This window comes from Nocardia mikamii NBRC 108933, assembly GCF_001613505.1.
Taxonomy (GTDB): domain Bacteria; phylum Actinomycetota; class Actinomycetes; order Mycobacteriales; family Mycobacteriaceae; genus Nocardia; species Nocardia mikamii.
The window spans coordinates 117,235-133,069 of record NZ_BDCM01000004.1 but is presented as its reverse complement, the minus strand read 5'-3'; the positions used below and the strand labels follow the sequence as shown (position 1 = coordinate 133,069).

13 protein-coding genes and 1 tRNA gene are annotated in these 15,835 nt (G+C 69.2%); 4 read left to right on the top strand and 10 right to left on the bottom strand.

Annotation, left to right across the window (positions count from 1 at the left end):
- Positions 1–168: 168 nt before the first annotated feature.
- Complete coding sequence (locus tag NMI01S_RS05515; RefSeq protein WP_062994917.1) at positions 169–1,620, bottom strand: FHA domain-containing protein; 1,452 nt, start codon at positions 1,618–1,620, stop codon at positions 169–171.
- 280 nt (positions 1,621–1,900) lie between these two features.
- Between NMI01S_RS05515 and NMI01S_RS05510 the strand changes: the two genes are divergently transcribed.
- Positions 1,901–1,983, top strand: a tRNA-Leu gene (locus NMI01S_RS05510).
- Between the two features lie 53 nt (positions 1,984–2,036).
- Here NMI01S_RS05510 and NMI01S_RS05505 read toward each other — a convergent pair.
- Entirely contained in the window at positions 2,037–3,002 is a 966-nt protein-coding gene (locus NMI01S_RS05505; protein WP_062994916.1) for an alpha/beta hydrolase, read from the bottom strand.
- A gap of 109 nt (positions 3,003–3,111) precedes the next feature.
- Positions 3,112–4,119 (bottom strand): GlxA family transcriptional regulator, encoded by a 1,008-nt coding sequence (locus tag NMI01S_RS05500; protein WP_062994915.1) that lies wholly within the window; start codon positions 4,117–4,119, stop codon positions 3,112–3,114.
- 78 nt (positions 4,120–4,197) lie between these two features.
- Here NMI01S_RS05500 and NMI01S_RS05495 point away from each other — a divergent pair, with 78 nt between their 5' ends.
- On the top strand, positions 4,198–4,821 hold the full coding sequence (locus NMI01S_RS05495; protein ID WP_062994914.1) for a TetR/AcrR family transcriptional regulator: 624 nt from the start codon (positions 4,198–4,200) through the stop codon (positions 4,819–4,821).
- A 42-nt stretch (positions 4,822–4,863) separates the two neighbouring features.
- On the opposite strand, the gene NMI01S_RS05490 is transcribed toward NMI01S_RS05495, so the two are convergent.
- Together NMI01S_RS05490 and NMI01S_RS05485 are read right to left on the bottom strand one after the other, a co-directional pair.
- The gene (locus NMI01S_RS05490; protein ID WP_062994913.1) at positions 4,864–5,202 is read right to left on the bottom strand and encodes a GNAT family N-acetyltransferase; all 339 of its coding nucleotides are present in this window, start codon (positions 5,200–5,202) and stop codon (positions 4,864–4,866) included.
- Between the two features lie 710 nt (positions 5,203–5,912).
- The gene (locus tag NMI01S_RS05485; protein WP_062994912.1) at positions 5,913–6,905 is read right to left on the bottom strand and encodes a stage II sporulation protein M; all 993 of its coding nucleotides are present in this window, start codon (positions 6,903–6,905) and stop codon (positions 5,913–5,915) included.
- A 151-nt stretch (positions 6,906–7,056) separates the two neighbouring features.
- Here NMI01S_RS05485 and NMI01S_RS05480 point away from each other — a divergent pair, with 151 nt between their 5' ends.
- Positions 7,057–7,887: an RDD family protein gene (locus NMI01S_RS05480; RefSeq protein ID WP_063920656.1), complete on the top strand. Its 831-nt coding sequence runs from the start codon at positions 7,057–7,059 to the stop codon at positions 7,885–7,887.
- A gap of 4 nt (positions 7,888–7,891) precedes the next feature.
- Here NMI01S_RS05480 and NMI01S_RS05475 read toward each other — a convergent pair whose 3' ends face one another.
- The 5 genes from NMI01S_RS05475 to NMI01S_RS05455 form a co-directional block, all read right to left on the bottom strand.
- A complete protein-coding gene (locus tag NMI01S_RS05475) occupies positions 7,892–9,184 on the bottom strand; it encodes a DUF58 domain-containing protein (protein WP_062994911.1) in 1,293 nt (430 codons plus the stop codon).
- Positions 9,185–9,188: 4 nt separating this feature from the next.
- Positions 9,189–10,172, bottom strand: coding sequence for an AAA family ATPase (locus tag NMI01S_RS05470; protein WP_062994910.1), 984 nt, complete (start codon positions 10,170–10,172; stop codon positions 9,189–9,191).
- A 10-nt stretch (positions 10,173–10,182) separates the two neighbouring features.
- On the bottom strand, positions 10,183–11,217 hold the full coding sequence (locus NMI01S_RS35775; RefSeq protein WP_062994909.1) for a DUF4129 domain-containing protein: 1,035 nt from the start codon (positions 11,215–11,217) through the stop codon (positions 10,183–10,185).
- Positions 11,214–12,128: a hypothetical protein gene (locus NMI01S_RS35770; RefSeq protein WP_245716716.1), complete on the bottom strand. Its 915-nt coding sequence runs from the start codon at positions 12,126–12,128 to the stop codon at positions 11,214–11,216. The genes NMI01S_RS35775 and NMI01S_RS35770 overlap by 4 nt, the downstream gene beginning before the upstream one ends.
- Before the next feature lie 221 nt (positions 12,129–12,349).
- Complete coding sequence (locus NMI01S_RS05455) at positions 12,350–14,275, bottom strand: DUF4407 domain-containing protein (protein ID WP_167669869.1); 1,926 nt, start codon at positions 14,273–14,275, stop codon at positions 12,350–12,352.
- 415 nt (positions 14,276–14,690) lie between these two features.
- Between NMI01S_RS05455 and aroQ the strand changes: the two genes are divergently transcribed.
- A complete protein-coding gene (gene aroQ, locus NMI01S_RS05450; RefSeq protein ID WP_062994907.1) occupies positions 14,691–15,305 on the top strand; it encodes a gamma subclass chorismate mutase AroQ in 615 nt (204 codons plus the stop codon).
- Positions 15,306–15,835: the final 530 nt, after the last annotated feature.

Sequence of the window (15,835 nt, the reverse complement as noted above, 5' to 3'; positions counted from 1 at the left end):
CGACCGGTCCCGTAGTGGCGTTTCGTCCCCCAACCGGCGTGCTGGTCAGCACGGCCCGGCTGCCGAGCGAATGTTGGCAGCATAATAGGGCCGATGACCGGTTGCGATCACGATACGGGCGAGCGGTTTCCGCGCCCCATCGTGACCTGCACCGGCGAGCTTACGGGATCAGACGATTCGGATCAGGATCTCGGAATGCCCGGCCCGGATCACATCTCCGTCGGCGAGCTGCCAATCCTGGACGGGAGAGCCGTTGACCAGCGTCCCGTTGGTGGAACCGAGATCCGAGAGCATGGCGACCTGACCGTCCCAGCGCACCTCGATGTGGCGGCGGGACACCCCGGTGTCGGGAAGCCGGAAATGGGCGTCCTGGCCACGCCCGATGATGTTGCTGCCCTCGCGTAGCTGGTACGTGCGGCCGCTGCCGTCGTCGAGGTGCAGCGTGGCCGAATAGCCGGACCCGCCGCGCGCCGGCTGCGGGGCCGCGGCGTAGCCGCCCTGCTGTCCGTAGGCCGGCTGCTGTCCGTACGCCTGATCCTCGGCGCCGTAACCGCCCTGGTCGGCGTACCCCTGATCGGCATAGCCGGGGTCGGCGTAACCCTGCTGGCCGTAGCCGCCCTGAGCCTGGTAGCCCTGGTCGTATCCGGGCGCCTGGCCGTAGCCCTGCTGCTGACCGTAGTTCTGCTCCGGATAGCCCTGCTGTTGCCCGTACCCCTGGTCGGCGTAGCCCTGCTGGCCGTAACCCTGGTCGTAGCCGCTCTGCTCGTAGCCGCCCTGTTCGTACGCCTGCTGCTGGCCGTACCCCTGGTCGGCATAGGCCTGCTGGCCGTAACCCTGGTCGTAACTGCTCTGGTCGTAGCTGCCCTGCTCGTAGCCCGGCTGACCGTAGGCCGCGCCACCCTGCTGGTAGCCCGCGCCGCCCTGCTGGTAGTCGTAGCCGTTCTGGTAGTCGCCGCCCTGCTGATAGTCGCCGTAGGCGGGCTGCGATTCCGGAGCGGCGTACTCACCGGCACCGGGGTACTGACCACCCCGGCCGTAGTCGTCCTGATATTGCGGCGCGGGGCGGCCCCCCGGCGGGGGTGCGTACCCGCGGTTGCGTGGATCGGACTCCGCGGGCTCTCGGCTGGGGTCGTAGCCTGAGTTCTGCGTCATGGGGCCAGCTCCTGGTTGCGGGTGTGCGGGTCGTTGTGGGGGTCGTCCAGGTCGATCGGGCGGCCGGCGCGGCGCCGGGGGGTTCCGGCGGCCCGCATCCGGGTCGACCCGTCCGTGCGTCCTGAACTGTCCGGTGTGCAGCGTAGGGGATGCCTCGAATTCGACGTGCACTTCACCGTAGGTCTGCCACCCCTGATCGCGGATGTAGTCCTGTAAATGCTTGGCGAACGCGCGGGTGGTCAACTCGTGGTCTGCATCGAGTTCCTGCAGGTCCGTGGGGTTGACCGTGATGACGTAGACGTTCGGAGCGAGCAGATGCCCGCCCTCGAGTTCGCTCAGGCGATCCGAGGCCTCGCGCTGCAGCGCCGCTTCCACCTCCTGGGGAACGACGCTACCGCCGAAAACCCTGGCGAAGGCGTCACCGACGGCGCCCTGCAGACGTCGCTCGAAACGCGAGACGATGCCCATACCGGCCTCCCTTCGATGCCCGCCCTCGTTGCCTGCGCTGTATGTCTACGTCAGCTGATCGGTCTGTGTCGTCCGGGCGTCACGATCCCGCGACACGACATGCCGATAGGGCGTGTCGTCGAACGGACACGGTCACTGCATGATATCCACGATCCTCCACCGCTGTAACTCACGACCGGCCACCCACGGTTCCCATTACCCGAAAATTCTCCGCCGCAACCGTCGTGAGCAGGCGATTTCGTGCGGGAAGCGGGCGCGTGATACTGTCTTCCAGTCGCTCGGGCGAGTGGCGGAATGGCAGACGCGCTGGCTTCAGGTGCCAGTGTCCTTCGGGACGTGGGGGTTCAAGTCCCCCTTCGCCCACAGAGGAAGAGCCGCAGATCGAATTCGATCTGCGGCTCTTCTTTTTGTGTGCGTCAAGCGGTGTGCAGTGCCGCCCGCAGCACCGAGACCGCCTGGGCGACCGCGGCTTTGGCCGCATTGGTGTCGTGCATGGAGTTGACCATCACGAAATCGTGGATGATGCCGCCGTACCGGGTCTGGACGACCGGAACGCCGGCGTCGCGGAGTTTGGCGGCGAAGGCCTCGCCCTCGTCGCGCAGGACATCGGCCTCACCGGTGATCACCAGCGCCGGGGGCAGTCCGGCCAGCTGATCGGTGGTGGCGCGCAGCGGGGAAGCCGTGATCTGGGCGCGGTCCGCTTCGCTGGTCGTGTACTGATCCCAGAACCACCGCATCCCTTCCCGGGTCAGGAAGTAGCCTTCGGCGAACTGCTCGTACGACGGTGTGTCGAAGTTGGCGTCGGTGACGGGATAGAACAGCACCTGCTGGACGAACGAGACGTCACCGCGCTCCTTCGCCATCAGTGTCAGCGCGATGGCCATATTGCCGCCCACCGAATCGCCCGCGATCGCGATCCGGGCGGTGTCGAGGCCCTTGTCCGCGCCGTTCGAGCGCACCCACTGCGCGACCCGATAGGACTGCTCGTTGGCCACCGGGTAGCGCACCTCGGGGGAGCGGTCGTATTCGGGGAAGACGACGGCCGCGTGCACGCCCACGGCGAGATCGCGCACCAGCCGGTCGTGGGTGTGCGCGTCGCCGAACACCCAGCCGGCGCCGTGGGTGTAGACGATGACGGGCAGCGTTTCGGTCACTCCTTGCGGTTTGACGATGCGGGCCCGCACCGACCCTGTCGGGCCACCCTCGACGGTGATCCACTCCTCGTCGATCGCCGGCTTCTCGATCGGCGAATCCTGCACCGAATCAACGGCTTTGCGGCCCTCCTCGGGCGGAAGCTGGTAGAGGAACGGCGGCTGTGACGTCGCGTCGACGAACTCCTGAGCGGCCTGCTCCAGGGAGACGCCCAGCGGATTTCCGGTCATCGGTTATTCCTTTCGGCGGGGTGTGCGGCGGCGAACAACGCGGCGCCCGATCAGTTTCCGCTGGTGGGAGGGCAACGCGCCCCTCGCTACGGGACGGGAAAACACCGGATCAAGACACGGCGGCCACGAGCGGCGTCTCACCGGTTCCGGTGGACCGGAACCGGCGCTGATATTTACTGGGCGATATACCGAGCCGGGCTATGAACGCCCGGCGCATCGCCTCACTGCTGCCGTAGCCCGCCGCCATCGCCGCCTCGGTCACTCCGCAGCCGGCATGCAGCATGTCCCGCGCGACCCCGAAGCGGATGAAGGCGACGTATTCGGCGGGGGAGCGCTCCAATTCGGCGCGGAAGAGTCTGGTCAGATGACGCGGGCTGACGTTGGCATGGGCCGCCAGCGTCCGAACGGTATGGGGGAAGGCGGGTTCCGCGCAGATGAGATCGACCACCTTGCGCACCAGCGCGCTGCGCGGCGCCGGCCCGGACAGCGAGGCCGAGAACTGCGACTGCCCGCCCGCGCGGTGCATGTACACCACCATCAGCTGGGCGATCCGGCGCGCGATGTCGGGGCCGAAATCCTCCTCGACCATCGCCAGCGCCAGGTCGACCCCGGCGGTCACTCCGGCCGAGCTGTAGAGGTTTCCGTCGCGCACGTAGATGTCGTCGGCGGCCACGTCGATCGCGGGATAGCGCCGCGCCAGATGTGCGGCGAACTTCCAGTGCGTGGTGGCCCGGCGCCCGTCGAACAGGCCCAGTTCGGCGAGGACGAACGCGCCGCTGCACACCGACGCCAGGCGTCGCGTGTTCCAGGACAGCCGCCGCGCCGCCGCGAGCAGTTCGGGTGTGACGAATCGAGAGGGCGGCAGTTCACTGCCCGGAATCACGACGGTGTCGAAGACGCCCGCGTCGGCGGCCGCGACCGCGCATTCGATCCGGGCGCCGATCGAGGTCTGCACACTGCCGCCGTCCGCCGACACCAGCACGATCTCGTATCCCGGGCAGGCCTGGTTGGCCTCGACGAAAACTTCCGCGGGGCCGGTGAAGTCGAGCATCTTGACGCCGTCGAAGACCAGAATCCCTACCCGTCGGCGCGGTAGGTGGGCGAGTTCGAGGTCCATCCCGCCATCATTCTGGAGTAACGCCTCCAGAACAAGCTTTGTGGCCGGGGTCGCAGTGTGATTGATACGGTGGGCGCCATGGGGAGGCCACGGCAGTTCGACGAATCGGCGTTGCTCGACGCCGCCACCGAACTGTTCTGGTCGCAGGGTTTCGAACAGACGTCGGTGGAGGACGTCTCGCGCGCGAGCGGGATCGGAAACGGCAGCATCTACGCCGCCTACCGCAGCAAACGCGGACTGTTCCTCGCGGCCTTCGAGCGCTATTGCGAGGGCCGCGCCCGCCTGGTTCGCGAGGTGGTGACCTCGGCTCCCGGGTCGGCGCGCGCGGCCGTGCGCGCGTTGTTCGAGGCGATCATCGACGACTGCGTCTCACAGCCCGATCGGCGCGGCTGCCTGATGCTCAACAGCATCGCCCAGCTCGGTACGCGCCTGCCCGAGGTGATCGGCATCGGGAATCGGACCACCGCCGCCATGGAACAGAGTGTGGCCGAGCGGTTACGCCGCGCCGCCGAGGAGTCCGGCGCCGAGCTCGATGCGGCGACCCTGGCCGCCTATAGTGCCGCCGTGGTGATGACCGCGCAGGGCCTCATTCAATTGAGCCGCTTGGGAACTCCGCTCTCGCGCTTGCGCGAGATCGCCGAGGTGTCGAGTCGCAATCTGCCCGGGGCGTGGGACGCTCCGGTCGCGAGCGGAGTTCTCTGACGGTGTCGTCCTCAGGGGTGTCGGCCTCAGGGGTGTCGTTCGTCAGCGGCCTCGCTGGGTGCGCACGTAGTCGACGGCGTCCTGGGTGACAGCGTCGGTGATGTCGGCGAATTCCTCGTGCTTCTGGATGTAGCCCGCCACGAACGGGCAGATCGGCACGATGCGCAGGCCGGCCTCGCGGGTACGGTCCAGTGCCTGCGAGACCAGGGCGCCGGCCAGGCCGCGTCCGGCGAAGTCGGAGTCGATTTCGGTGTGGTAGAAGATCCGCCGGCCCTCGTGGTCGAGGTATTCGGTGAAGCCGGCGAGCCGATCGTCCACGCTGATTTCGAACCGCTCCGCGGCCTGCGTGACGACCGGGGAGGGTTGCTGTTCGGCGGTCATGGTCTCAGTATTGCGGCCCGGCCGGCCGGATTCGGGCAGGTTCGGGCGACGACGCGCGCGGCAGTGTGATCTTCGCCGCATTCTCGGCGGCTGACCGGTCGTTATTCGTTTCCAGCATTACTGGCGAAGAATTGTTGTTCGAGTTCGCTGTCGAAATAAATGGACAATTCAATGGAAGCGCATCCGCAACCATCTGAGAATTACCTGACGGCAGACTTGGAATCTCCGAGGGTAACAAACTTGAAGTTTGTTTTTCGGTCGTGTTGCCCGTGCGGACGGCGCTACAGTGCCTTCGATTGACGGGCTGACCTGCGGTGATGTCGAGCAGGTAAGCGGCAGGCGACACGCCGGGGAATGATCGCGATCCGAGTATCCGGCAGCGGGACCTACGGCCGAATTGGCAGAAAAATTCCGGCTACTCGAGCGTTGCGGTATGGGGTGGACCACTATTTCCGACCGCCCGCCAGGTATTTGCGCCCGGTCTCCGGAAGTGCTGTCTGGCTGCGGGTTTCGGCTCGGTTACGGCCGGGCAGGCGGAGTGTGCAGGAGGTTGCGTAGGGATAACGATTGTGTAGAGTCGACGGTAACGCTGGCCGCAGCTGAGCTGGACTCGCTGCGGCCAGTGGATCTCAAATCGGCACTCCGATGATCCTTCGAATCCCCGCCCTCTCGCAAGGGATTTTCTCAGCCTCAGCAGAACCCCGTCGGCGTTAGCTCGATATGCGCTCGCCCGTGTCCGTCGCGGACCGCAACGCCACACTTTCCTGCGCCGCACGGCGTCCGGGGCCGAAGACATAGCTCAGAAATCCGACCTCGGCAACCAGCCCGATACCGATTCGCACCGGCGCGGCCCAGCCGGCGGGCGTGACGAACCCCTCGATCAGACCCGAGACCAGCAGGACCCCCACCAGACCGAGGGCGATCGTGGCCGTCGCCCGGCCCTGCCGGGCCAACGCCTCGGCCCGCGACGACCGCCCGGGATCGATCAGCGTCCACCCCAGTTTCAGCCCCGCACCGCCGGCGACGAAAACGGCCGTGAGCTCGAGCATGCCGTGCGGCAGCAGGAAACCGAAGAACGAGTCGAGCCGCCCGGCATCCGCCATCAGCCCGGCGGACACCCCCACGTTCAGCGCGTTCATGAACAGCAGATAGGCGGCCGGGAGAATCAGGATGCCGGTGAACAACGCGATCGCCGACACCCAGGCATTGTTGGTCCACACCTGTGCGGCGAAGGCGTCGTGCGGGTGTTCGGAGTAGTAGGACTCGAAGCGGCCGCCGGGGGCGGTCAGCGATGCCGCGTCCGACGGCAGCCCCAAAGTCCTTCGCGCCGAACCGGAACCGGACACCCAGATGCCGATTCCGGCCGAGACGGCCAGGAACGCCGCCGCCACCCCGGCCCACCACGGCCACGCTCGATACACCGCGGCGGGAAACCGGTGGGCGAGGAAATAGCCGATCTGCGACCAGGTGTCGGTCCGCGCGCCCAGCAGCCGCCCCCGGGCTCGCGCCAGGACCGCGCTCAGACCGTTGATCAACTCCGGATCCGGTGAATGCGATTGCAGTCGCGCCAGCTGCTGAGAGGTGCGGCGATACAGGGCCACGAATTCGTCGACCTCGGCGCCGCTGAGGCGCCGCTGCGCGGTCAGCCGGTCGAGCCGATCCCAATGCCGCCGCTGCGCGAACGAATAGGCATCGACGTCCATCGGCTCCTCCTGTGCTTATGCGGGACACCCGCACCCGGTCGAATCGCCGCAATGAGCTTCGCAGGGTATCGCGGCAATTCTCCTGTGTTCGTGCCGACCTGCCCTCCGAAGGCTGGTTCGCTCGCGCCCGATTCGGGATACTGGAGCGATCATGGCCGATTTCACCACGGGGGAGGCCGTCTCCCTGCAGTTGCCGATCGCGCGCATCCCCACCCGCGCCGCGGCCTTCGCGATCGATCTGGTGCTGCAGCTCGTTCTCGCCCTCCTGCTGTTGTCGGCCGTCGTCGCCGTGCTGTTCCGATTCGAACCCGACGGCGCGTGGGTCGATGTGGCCGTGCTGGTGACGATAGTGACCGTCCTCGTCGGATATCCGGTCGTCAGCGAAACCCTGATGCGCGGCCGGACCGTCGGAAAAATGGCACTGGGCCTGCGTGTGGTGCGCGGCGACGGCGGCCCCGTCGATTTTCGGCACGCGCTGACCCGCGGCCTCGCCGGCGCGCTCGTCGATTTCTGGAATCTCGGCGGGTTCGGCCTGGTCGCGGTGGTCACCTCGCTGTGTTCGCCGCGGGCGCGGCGCGTCGGCGACATCCTGGCCGGCACCGTCGTGGTGTCGGATCGGGCGCGAATTCCCATGCCCGCCTTGGCAGTCGCGCCGCCGTGGCTGGTCGACTGGGTGGGACGGCTGGATCTGTCCGGGCTCACCGAGGATCTCGCGCTGCCGGTGCGCCGGTATCTGACCCGCTTCCCGCAACTGACCCCGCAGGTACAGGCGGAACTCGGTGCGGCGCTGGTGGTCGCGGTCTGCGACCAACTGCGGGTGGCGCCCCCGGCCGGATATCCGCCGCTGCAGATTCTCGGCGCGGTGATCGGGGAGCGGCAACGCCGGATTCTGCCGCCACCGCGCCTGCCCTTCTGGCCGATGCCCCAGCAGTGGGCGGCACCTGCGCAGCCGTACACCCCGGCGGCCCGGCCGGGGGCGTGAACGCTCAGAGCGCTCCCGACCGTTTCAGTTCCAGGTACTCGTCGGCCAGCGCCTCCGGTACTCGATCCGGTGCCGCGGCCACCACGTCGATTCCCTGGCGCTGCAGGGTTTCTCGCACGATCGCGCGTTCGGTGAGCAGATGTTCGGCGGCCGCGGCGGCATAGACCTCGGCCGCGGAATCGCGACGGGTCGCGGTCGCGGCGATCTCCGGATCTGTGACCGACACCAGCAGCACCCGGTGCCGACTGCTCAGCACCGGGAGGACCGGCAGCAGATTCTCCTCGACCATCGCCCCGTCGAGGCTGGTGAACCAGACCACCAGGCTGCGCCGCCGGGTGTGGCGAACCGCGGTGCGGACCATCGCCGGGGTGTCGGCATCCAGCAGCGCGGGCACGACGCCCGAGAGGGCGTGCATCAGCTTGGGCTGCACGGCTTTTCCGCGTGCCCCCCGCACCTCGACGCGGATCTCACGATCGAAGGCCAGCAGATCGACGGTGTCCCCGGCCGCGGCCGCCAATCCGCCCAGCAGCAGCGCGGCCTCGATCGCGGTGTCCAATCGGGTCTGCTCGCCGAGCCGGGCGGCGCTGATCCGGCCGGTGTCCATCAACATCAGCACGTGGCGATTGCGTTCGGGCCGCCAGGTGCGGACCAGCACATCGGTCGCGCGGGCCGTGGCTCGCCAGTCGATGGAACGTACATCGTCGCCGGCCACGTATTCGCGGAAGGAATCGAATTCCGAGCCCGGACCGCGCAGGTTGGCGACCGATCGGCCGTCCAGATGCTGCAGCCGTTTCACCTTGGCAGCGAGGATCCGTTCGGTCCGAAACGGCGGCAGCGCACGAACGGTGGCGGGCACGGTGCGGCGGAACTGGCGACCCGCCAGGCCGAGCGGTCCGACCAGCCGAACCGTGACCGGCCCCGCGATCCGATCGCCGCGGCGAGCCGGGCGGACGGTGGTGGCCAGCCGGGTCGTGGTGTTCGGCGGCAGACGCAACCGGTGGGTCTCGGCCGGTGCCCGCGCACTGGGCGGCCAGTCGTCCCACAACAGTGCCCGCACCACGCCCGGGCCGCGATTCAGGACGGTGAGCTCGACGGTGGCGGTGCGGCCGACGCGGACGGTGGTGAGCGGCACCCGGGACAGTTCGAGAGCGTCGGTGCGACAGGCGATCACGTCGACGGCGACCAGCAGGGCCAGCACACCCGTCAGCACCACGACTCCGGCCCAGGACGGCAGTGCGACTCCGACGACCACCGCCGCCACGGCCGCGCAGACGGCGAGCCGACCCGTGACGATCATCGCGCTACACCGGAACCGGGACCGCGGCCAACAGCGAGGACATCACGCCGTCACCGGTCACGCCGTCCAGTTCGGCCTCGGGACGCAGCTGTAGACGATGCCGCAGGACGGTCACCGCAACGGTTTTGACGTCGTCGGGTGTCACGAAGGCGCGCCCGTTCAGCCAGGCCAGGGCCCGAGCCGAGGCCAGCACCGCGGTCGCCCCGCGCGGTGACGCACCGTGCTGAACCGCGGGGGAGGTGCGGGTGGCGCGGCACAGATCGACGATGTAGGCCAGCACCTCCGGATTGACCGTCACCTGCGCGACCGCGGCCCGCGCCGCCGCGATATGCGCAGCCCCCGCGACCGGCCGCACACCCGCCGCGCCCAGATCGCGCGGATCGAAGCCGGCGGCGTGGCGCTGCAGAATCCGGAATTCGTCGTCCCGGCCGGGCAACTGGATGTCCACCTTGAACAGGAACCGGTCCAGCTGCGCCTCCGGCAGCGGGTAGGTGCCTTCCTGTTCGATCGGATTCTGGGTCGCGATCACCACGAACGGATCGGGCAGCGGCTGCGGCACGCCGGCCACCGACACCTGCCGCTCCTCCATCGACTCCAGCAGTGCCGATTGGGTTTTCGGCGGCGTACGGTTGATCTCGTCGGCGAGCAGCAGGTTGGTGAAGACCGGGCCGCGGCGGAAGGTGAATTCCGCCGAATGCGGATCGTAGATCTGGGAGCCGGTGACATCGCCCGGCATCAGGTCCGGAGTGAACTGCACCCGGGTGTGCTCGAGTTCCAGCGCCGCGGCCAGCGATCGCACCAGCAGCGTCTTCGCCACGCCCGGAACACCTTCCAACAGCACATGGCCCCGGCACAGCAGCGCGAGTACCAGGTACAGCACCGCGTGGTCGTTGCCGACGACGGCCTTGCCGATCTCGGCGCGCACCTCGCCGAGCGCCCGGAGCGCCTGGTCGGCGGTGGGGGTGTGGTTGGTCTGCGCCGTCGTCATCCGGTCTCCGTCATCCTATTTCCGATTCGATCCAGTCCAGTTGTGCCGCAACGTATTCCAGCGCCACATCGTCGGCGACGGGCCCGTAGAAGGCTGCGGCGACGCGGCCGGGATCGATGCCGATCCGGGCGCCGATCACCGCGCTCACTCGTTCCGGCGCGGCGTCGGCTCGCAGGTCCACGCGGCCGCGGATGCGCCGCAGCGTGGCCGCGCGCAGTTTCGCCGCGACATGCTCGCGATCCTTGGTGCTGCGGTAGAGCGCGGCCTGACCGGCGAGCAGCTCACCGGCCGCCACCTGCACCGGGCGGGGTTCGCTCACCACGGCACCGCGGCGGCGGGCGCGCCACCAGACCACGACCGCGGCGAAGATCAGCGCCTGCGATCCGCCGTAGGCCAGCCAGGGCGGCAAGCGCTGGAAGATCGAATCGCTGCCCTCACCCACATCGGGTGGGCGGACATCCGGGTGATCGGGCGGTGGTGAGTGCGGCTGCGTCGGCTGCGGTGGGGCCGTCGGTGCGGCGGCCAGCCGGAACAGCAGGTACACGACCAGCGCGACGACGAGCGCGCCCACGACGACCGCCCAGAAACGTCTGTCGCGCAACAACAGCGGCAGTGGCGGCAGCTGACGCCGGCCACGCCGCGTGCGGGCCGAGCGCCGCTGTTCGATCGGGTCCGGCGGTGGCGGCGGCGCCAGCGAATACCGGTCGGCCGAGGTGAGGCGCTGATATTCGTCCGGGGTGGCGGTGCGCCCGCCGTAGACGATCTCGTCGAAACTGTGTGCGGCGCCGTCGAATTCGGCTGCGGTACCGGGAAGGGCGCGTCCTGCGGCCGATGCGGTTTCGCGCGCGGTCCGCGAACGGCGGACGTCGAGCACCCCGCCCTGTTCGAGACCGCGGACGACGGCGCGGAAGCGTTCGCGCAGTGCGGTATCGAAGTCGTCGTGCCCGGCGGCGGATTCGGCCGCCGCGCGGTGCTGGGCGGCCGGGCCGAGTGTCGGTGGAGGAGGCGCCGAGGGCCGATCCGGCCGGGCGTCACGGTCGGTCACCGTGCCGCCTGCCCGGTCGGTATCCGGATATCGGCACCCTCGCGGCCACAGCGCCGGTCGATATGGACCACCACCGCCGCCGCGGCGTCCACCGCCGCGGCGAACGCCGAAATCAGCAGCACCGCACCGGACAACAGGGTGACGACCGCCCAGCGATGGGTTCCGGAGATATCGGAGAGGAAGCCCAGGAGCCCCGCGACCGGCGCCGCCAGCATCAGCAGCACGCCGCGCAGATAGAGCCACAGACCGGCCAACGGCATCACGCGGCCGGTGGCGAGCAGTTTCGCTCGTCGAACCGCCGCCTTGTACGGGATCGATTCGGTGAACAGGACCGGCGCGATCGGCCACCTCGTCCCATGCACCCGGGCCAGCCAGATCACCGCCGGAATGAGGGTGACGATCAGCGGTGTGCCGAGCAGCAGGATGCCGAAGCCGATCGATGTGGAAATCACCTGATTCAGCAGCAGCCGGCCCGAGACCGGAAACAGGCGCTCGGCGGCGGTGCGCGCGGTGATCGGCTCGTCGTGGACGACGGCGAGCCCGATCGGCACGGTGACGCCGACTGTCCACAGCCGCAGCGCCCATGCACAGCAGGCGGTGGAAAGAATTGCCGCCCAGGCGGTTCCGGCGCTCGACCCGTCGGTCGCGAACGACACCAGTGCGGTGGTCCCGGCCACGATCCCGAGGGCCGCGGCCGATCCCGCACCCGCCAGTCCGGCGATCAGCCGGATTCGATGCTGCAACACCGCGAAGGGCAGATCGGCCAACTCACGCCACGACAGCGGCCGCACCGGAATTCGTTCGGCGTCGTCTCCACCGTCACTTCCGGAGTCGCGGTCGTCGGCACCGCGCGGCGGCACCACGCGGTGGGCGGACGATCGCCCCTCTCGATCGGTCACGGCTGGAAACACGGGCCGAGTCTATCCACGGACCCGGACACGTGACGGTTATCCGACCGGCCACCCGGCCGGGCCCGCCCACCGAGCGGATGCGACCGATGCGGCCGAGCTGACGCGACCGATGCTGCCGAGCTGACGCGACCGACGCGGCCCCCACCACGCGACGGCGAACCGCGCCGCCCACAGCGCTGCGACCGGCCTGGATGCCGGGCGCCTCCGGTCCCCGGCTGCGGTCAGTCGCGGCCGGAGCCGGGCGGCAGTTCGCGCGGGGCGCGGTAGCCGAGTGCGGTCGCGTCGGCGGCGGGCAATTCGCCGTACGGGCCGGATTCCGGCAGACCGGGGTGGGCCGCGGGATCCCGATACGGGAGGGCCGCGTAGCGCGCATAACGCGGGTCGTGCCGGTAGGCGGCGTAGCGCGGGTCGTGCTGGTAGGCGTCGTACGGGTACGCAGCGGGGACCTGGGCGTACGGCGCATTCGGCAGCGCCTGGCCCGGATGCGCGTAGCCCGCCGCCGGATCGTGCGAATCCTCGGAGTTCACCGTCACCTTGCGGGTGCGTTTGAGGGTGAAGGTGATCTCCTCCGCCTCTTCGAAGACCTGACGGACGGTCCGCAGCGGTGCGGTCGCGGTGTCGATGGTCCGGTCGAGTGCGGAGGTGACGAATCCGGGCACCAGCGGCCGGATCCAGCGCGCCGCGGTATCGGTGAACGGCACCGTGCCGATCACCGGAAGTTCCAGTCCACCACCCTTTTTCGCCTCCTCGCGCGGGGCGGGCAGCGCGGCGGGCGAATTCGGCGCGAGGCCGGTCGAGGACAGCTGTGCGGGCAGATTCCGTGCGGTCACGGTCGCCTCCTGTGAGTCGGTTCGGGCCGTGGATTCGGCGGGGGGCAGTGCGTTCGGGGCGGTCTGCGCCCCCGGCGGAAGGGCGGCCAGCGCTTCGAATTCGGCCACCGCCCGGCGTTGCGGTTCGGTGATGCCGATTTCCAGGTTGCCGATCGCGGCGATCACCCGTTTGCGCTGGCGTTCGCGATCGATGGCGGTGTCGGCGTGCAGCGCCAGTTGCGCGGCGGCCACCCGGTGTTCGGCGTGCTGGACGGCGACCGCGGTGTCGGCGGCCCGCGCCGCGCGGTCGGCTTCGGCACGGGCGGCCACGGCGCGGTCGAACGACGATTCGCCACGCCAGGACCGCAGTATCAGCGGCAGCAGGGCCAGTACCACCGCGATCGCGATCGTGAGCAGCCGCAACAGCAGCGCGCCGATATGTCCGGTCGTGTAGTCGTTCATGGCCAGCCAGCGCGCGCCCAGACCGCGGTCCCCGGTGTGGAAGGCAGCGGTACGGGCCTGCTCCAGGGCACCCTGCCGGGTAGCGATCTCCGCGTCCGACGGCTGGATGCGCGCCTGGGCGGTGTTGAACCGCCCGCGGGCGTCGGCGAGCATCGCGTCGGCGGTCTGTGATTCGGGGCCCCGGCCGGGCACCCCGGTGATCTTGGTCTGCGGGCACTGCGGCGTCGGGTTGTATTCGCAGCGGGCGACGACCAGGGCCTGATCCATATCGGCCTGCGCCTGGGCGATGGTCTGCGCGAGCGCGGCGCGTTCGGCCGTCGCCCGGTCGAGTTCGGTGCGCGCGGTGACCACGGTCGCGGCGGATTCGGCGTCGCGGCGGGACCGATCGTCGAGCGTGCGGTCGACGGATCCGGAGAGAATCACCGTGCTCGCCAACTCGGCCACCACCACACCGGTGAGCACGGCGACCGCGATCCGCCCGAGCCGCTCGGCCCGGCCGCGGCCGGCCCGCTCCGACAGTGGCGCGGTGGCCAGCGCTCGCGAAATCGCGCCGACCAGCAGTGTCGCCGGCAGCGCGACGATCGCCACCACCGCGGCGGGCCAGTGCGCCGCCACACCCGCTGCCGCGACGACGACCCCGGACAGCGCCGCGAACAGCAGCACCACCCCACCGGTGACGGCGTACGTCGACGCCTCGTGCCGGTCGCCGCCGCCCGCTTCGGCGCCGCCGAGCCAGGTCAGCGCACCGATCGGCGACCGCCGGGACGTCGCCCGCGGTTCGGACGCGCGGGAGCCTTCCGCCGGGGTTTCGGACGCCGGGGTTTCGGACGCCGGGCGTCCGGTGGCGGATTGATCGAAGACGCGGGGATCGGTCAACGGATTCACATCCTCTGGGTCCCAATCGTTGTCGCCACCGGGCGAAACGGTCGTTGCATCGTGGTCCGGGCGGTGGTGTGCCCCCGCGCGCGGGCGGAGCGGGTGATCCGCCGAGCGCCGCGGCCGCGCGCAATCAGGTTCAGAGTGACAGGCCGACCAGGGAACCACCGAGTGCGGTGGCATCGATGTGGTAAGCCTCACAGACGGCCGGGGAGCGAAACCCTACTCTCGGGTAGGCGGCACCGATCGCCACAAGGGTGCGGCCGTGACAGGAGGGCGGAACGTGCGAGCGACTCCGGAAGTCGGTGCTCATCGGAGCGGGGGACCATATGCGGGTCAAACCGGCGGCTCCGCGGCGGCGGTCGACGCCCACGCCGCACTGCCGCGATTCGATGGTCACCGCGCTCGTCTCGCCGTGGTCGCCGTGCTCCTCACCTCGGCATTCGCGATCGTGGCGCCGATGACCGCGCAGCGGGCACTGCCGCAAGCGCAGGCGGCTCCCGCAGAGGAAGGCCGGTCGGTGATGAGTCCCCTGGTGGAGCTGGTGCTGCGCCGCCTGAACACCGCCGACGCCGTCGCCGCCGCGAAATGGACCACTTCACAGCGGAACGGACAGCCTCCCGTGGTCGACGATCCGGTGCGTGAGGCGCAGGTCTACGACGCGATGGCCGCCGCCGGCACCCGATCGGGGCTGCCGCAGGGGTGGGTGCGGCAGGTGTTCACCGGCCAGATCGAAGCCAACAAGACCGTGCAGTACGGACTACTCACCCGGTGGCGGTTCGATCCGGCCGCCGCGCCCGCGTCGGATGCGTCGGAACTGGCGGCCGTGCGGCCCGTGATCGACGAGGTGAACGGCGAAATCCTGGATCAACTGGCGGCGCATCGCGCTGTGCTGGGCGCGCCGGATTGTGCGCAGCAGCTCGCGGCCGCCGTGTTCCCCGTTGTGACCTCGGGCCGGGTGGATGCGCTGCACGGCGCGGCGCTGGTCCGCGCGACCGTAACGCTTTGTCCCGCAACGTATGTGAAATAAACCACAGTCATTCTTGATCTTAGTTTGCCCAGAATGTGCTGAACTCCACATTCGCAAACGATGCCGTACGGTCCGCACATTGGCGTGGCTTGTCGCTCCGGTATCCGGAATATCTCCTCCAGGTGTCCGGAGAGTTAGCCGCCTTACACCCCGGTTTGCCGCCGCGGCGTACGGGGAAATCTCTTTCGACGCAGGTGAGAGCGTTGCGCAAGACCGGGCTCCCAGCTCGTGGCCGATGCTCAGGCGCTATCGGTGGCAGTGGCGAACGCGACTCAGCGATTCGCGCTGCCTGCTTTACACTGGAGAACGCGCAGGTAGTGGAGGACCGATGAAGATGCCCAGGTAGACGGAGTATTTAGCACAACCTAAGTTGGTTGGGCTCCGGTCCTGACTTATCGTTTGCTCTAGGTGTCGGACGTGAAATGTCCGACTCGTCGCCCCGACTCGGCCACGAGCCGCAAGCATCAGCCTAGTGGGCGAGCACGGCGCGGTGGGTAAGGAACTCCTCAGAGTTCCGCTACCACCGAGCA

Coding starts and splice junctions, on each gene's coding strand:
- NMI01S_RS05490 (WP_062994913.1), bottom strand. CDS start 5,202: ATGACCGCCGAACAGCAACCCTCCCCGGTCGTCACGCAGGCCGCGGAG.
- NMI01S_RS05475 (WP_062994911.1), bottom strand. CDS start 9,184: ATGATCGTCACGGGTCGGCTCGCCGTCTGCGCGGCCGTGGCGGCGGTG.
- NMI01S_RS05515 (WP_062994917.1), bottom strand. CDS start 1,620: ATGGGCATCGTCTCGCGTTTCGAGCGACGTCTGCAGGGCGCCGTCGGT.
- NMI01S_RS05505 (WP_062994916.1), bottom strand. CDS start 3,002: ATGACCGGAAATCCGCTGGGCGTCTCCCTGGAGCAGGCCGCTCAGGAG.
- NMI01S_RS05485 (WP_062994912.1), bottom strand. CDS start 6,905: ATGGACGTCGATGCCTATTCGTTCGCGCAGCGGCGGCATTGGGATCGG.
- NMI01S_RS05500 (WP_062994915.1), bottom strand. CDS start 4,119: ATGGACCTCGAACTCGCCCACCTACCGCGCCGACGGGTAGGGATTCTG.
- NMI01S_RS05495 (WP_062994914.1), top strand. CDS start 4,198: ATGGGGAGGCCACGGCAGTTCGACGAATCGGCGTTGCTCGACGCCGCC.
- NMI01S_RS05470 (WP_062994910.1), bottom strand. CDS start 10,172: ATGACGACGGCGCAGACCAACCACACCCCCACCGCCGACCAGGCGCTC.
- NMI01S_RS05480 (WP_063920656.1), top strand. CDS start 7,057: ATGGCCGATTTCACCACGGGGGAGGCCGTCTCCCTGCAGTTGCCGATC.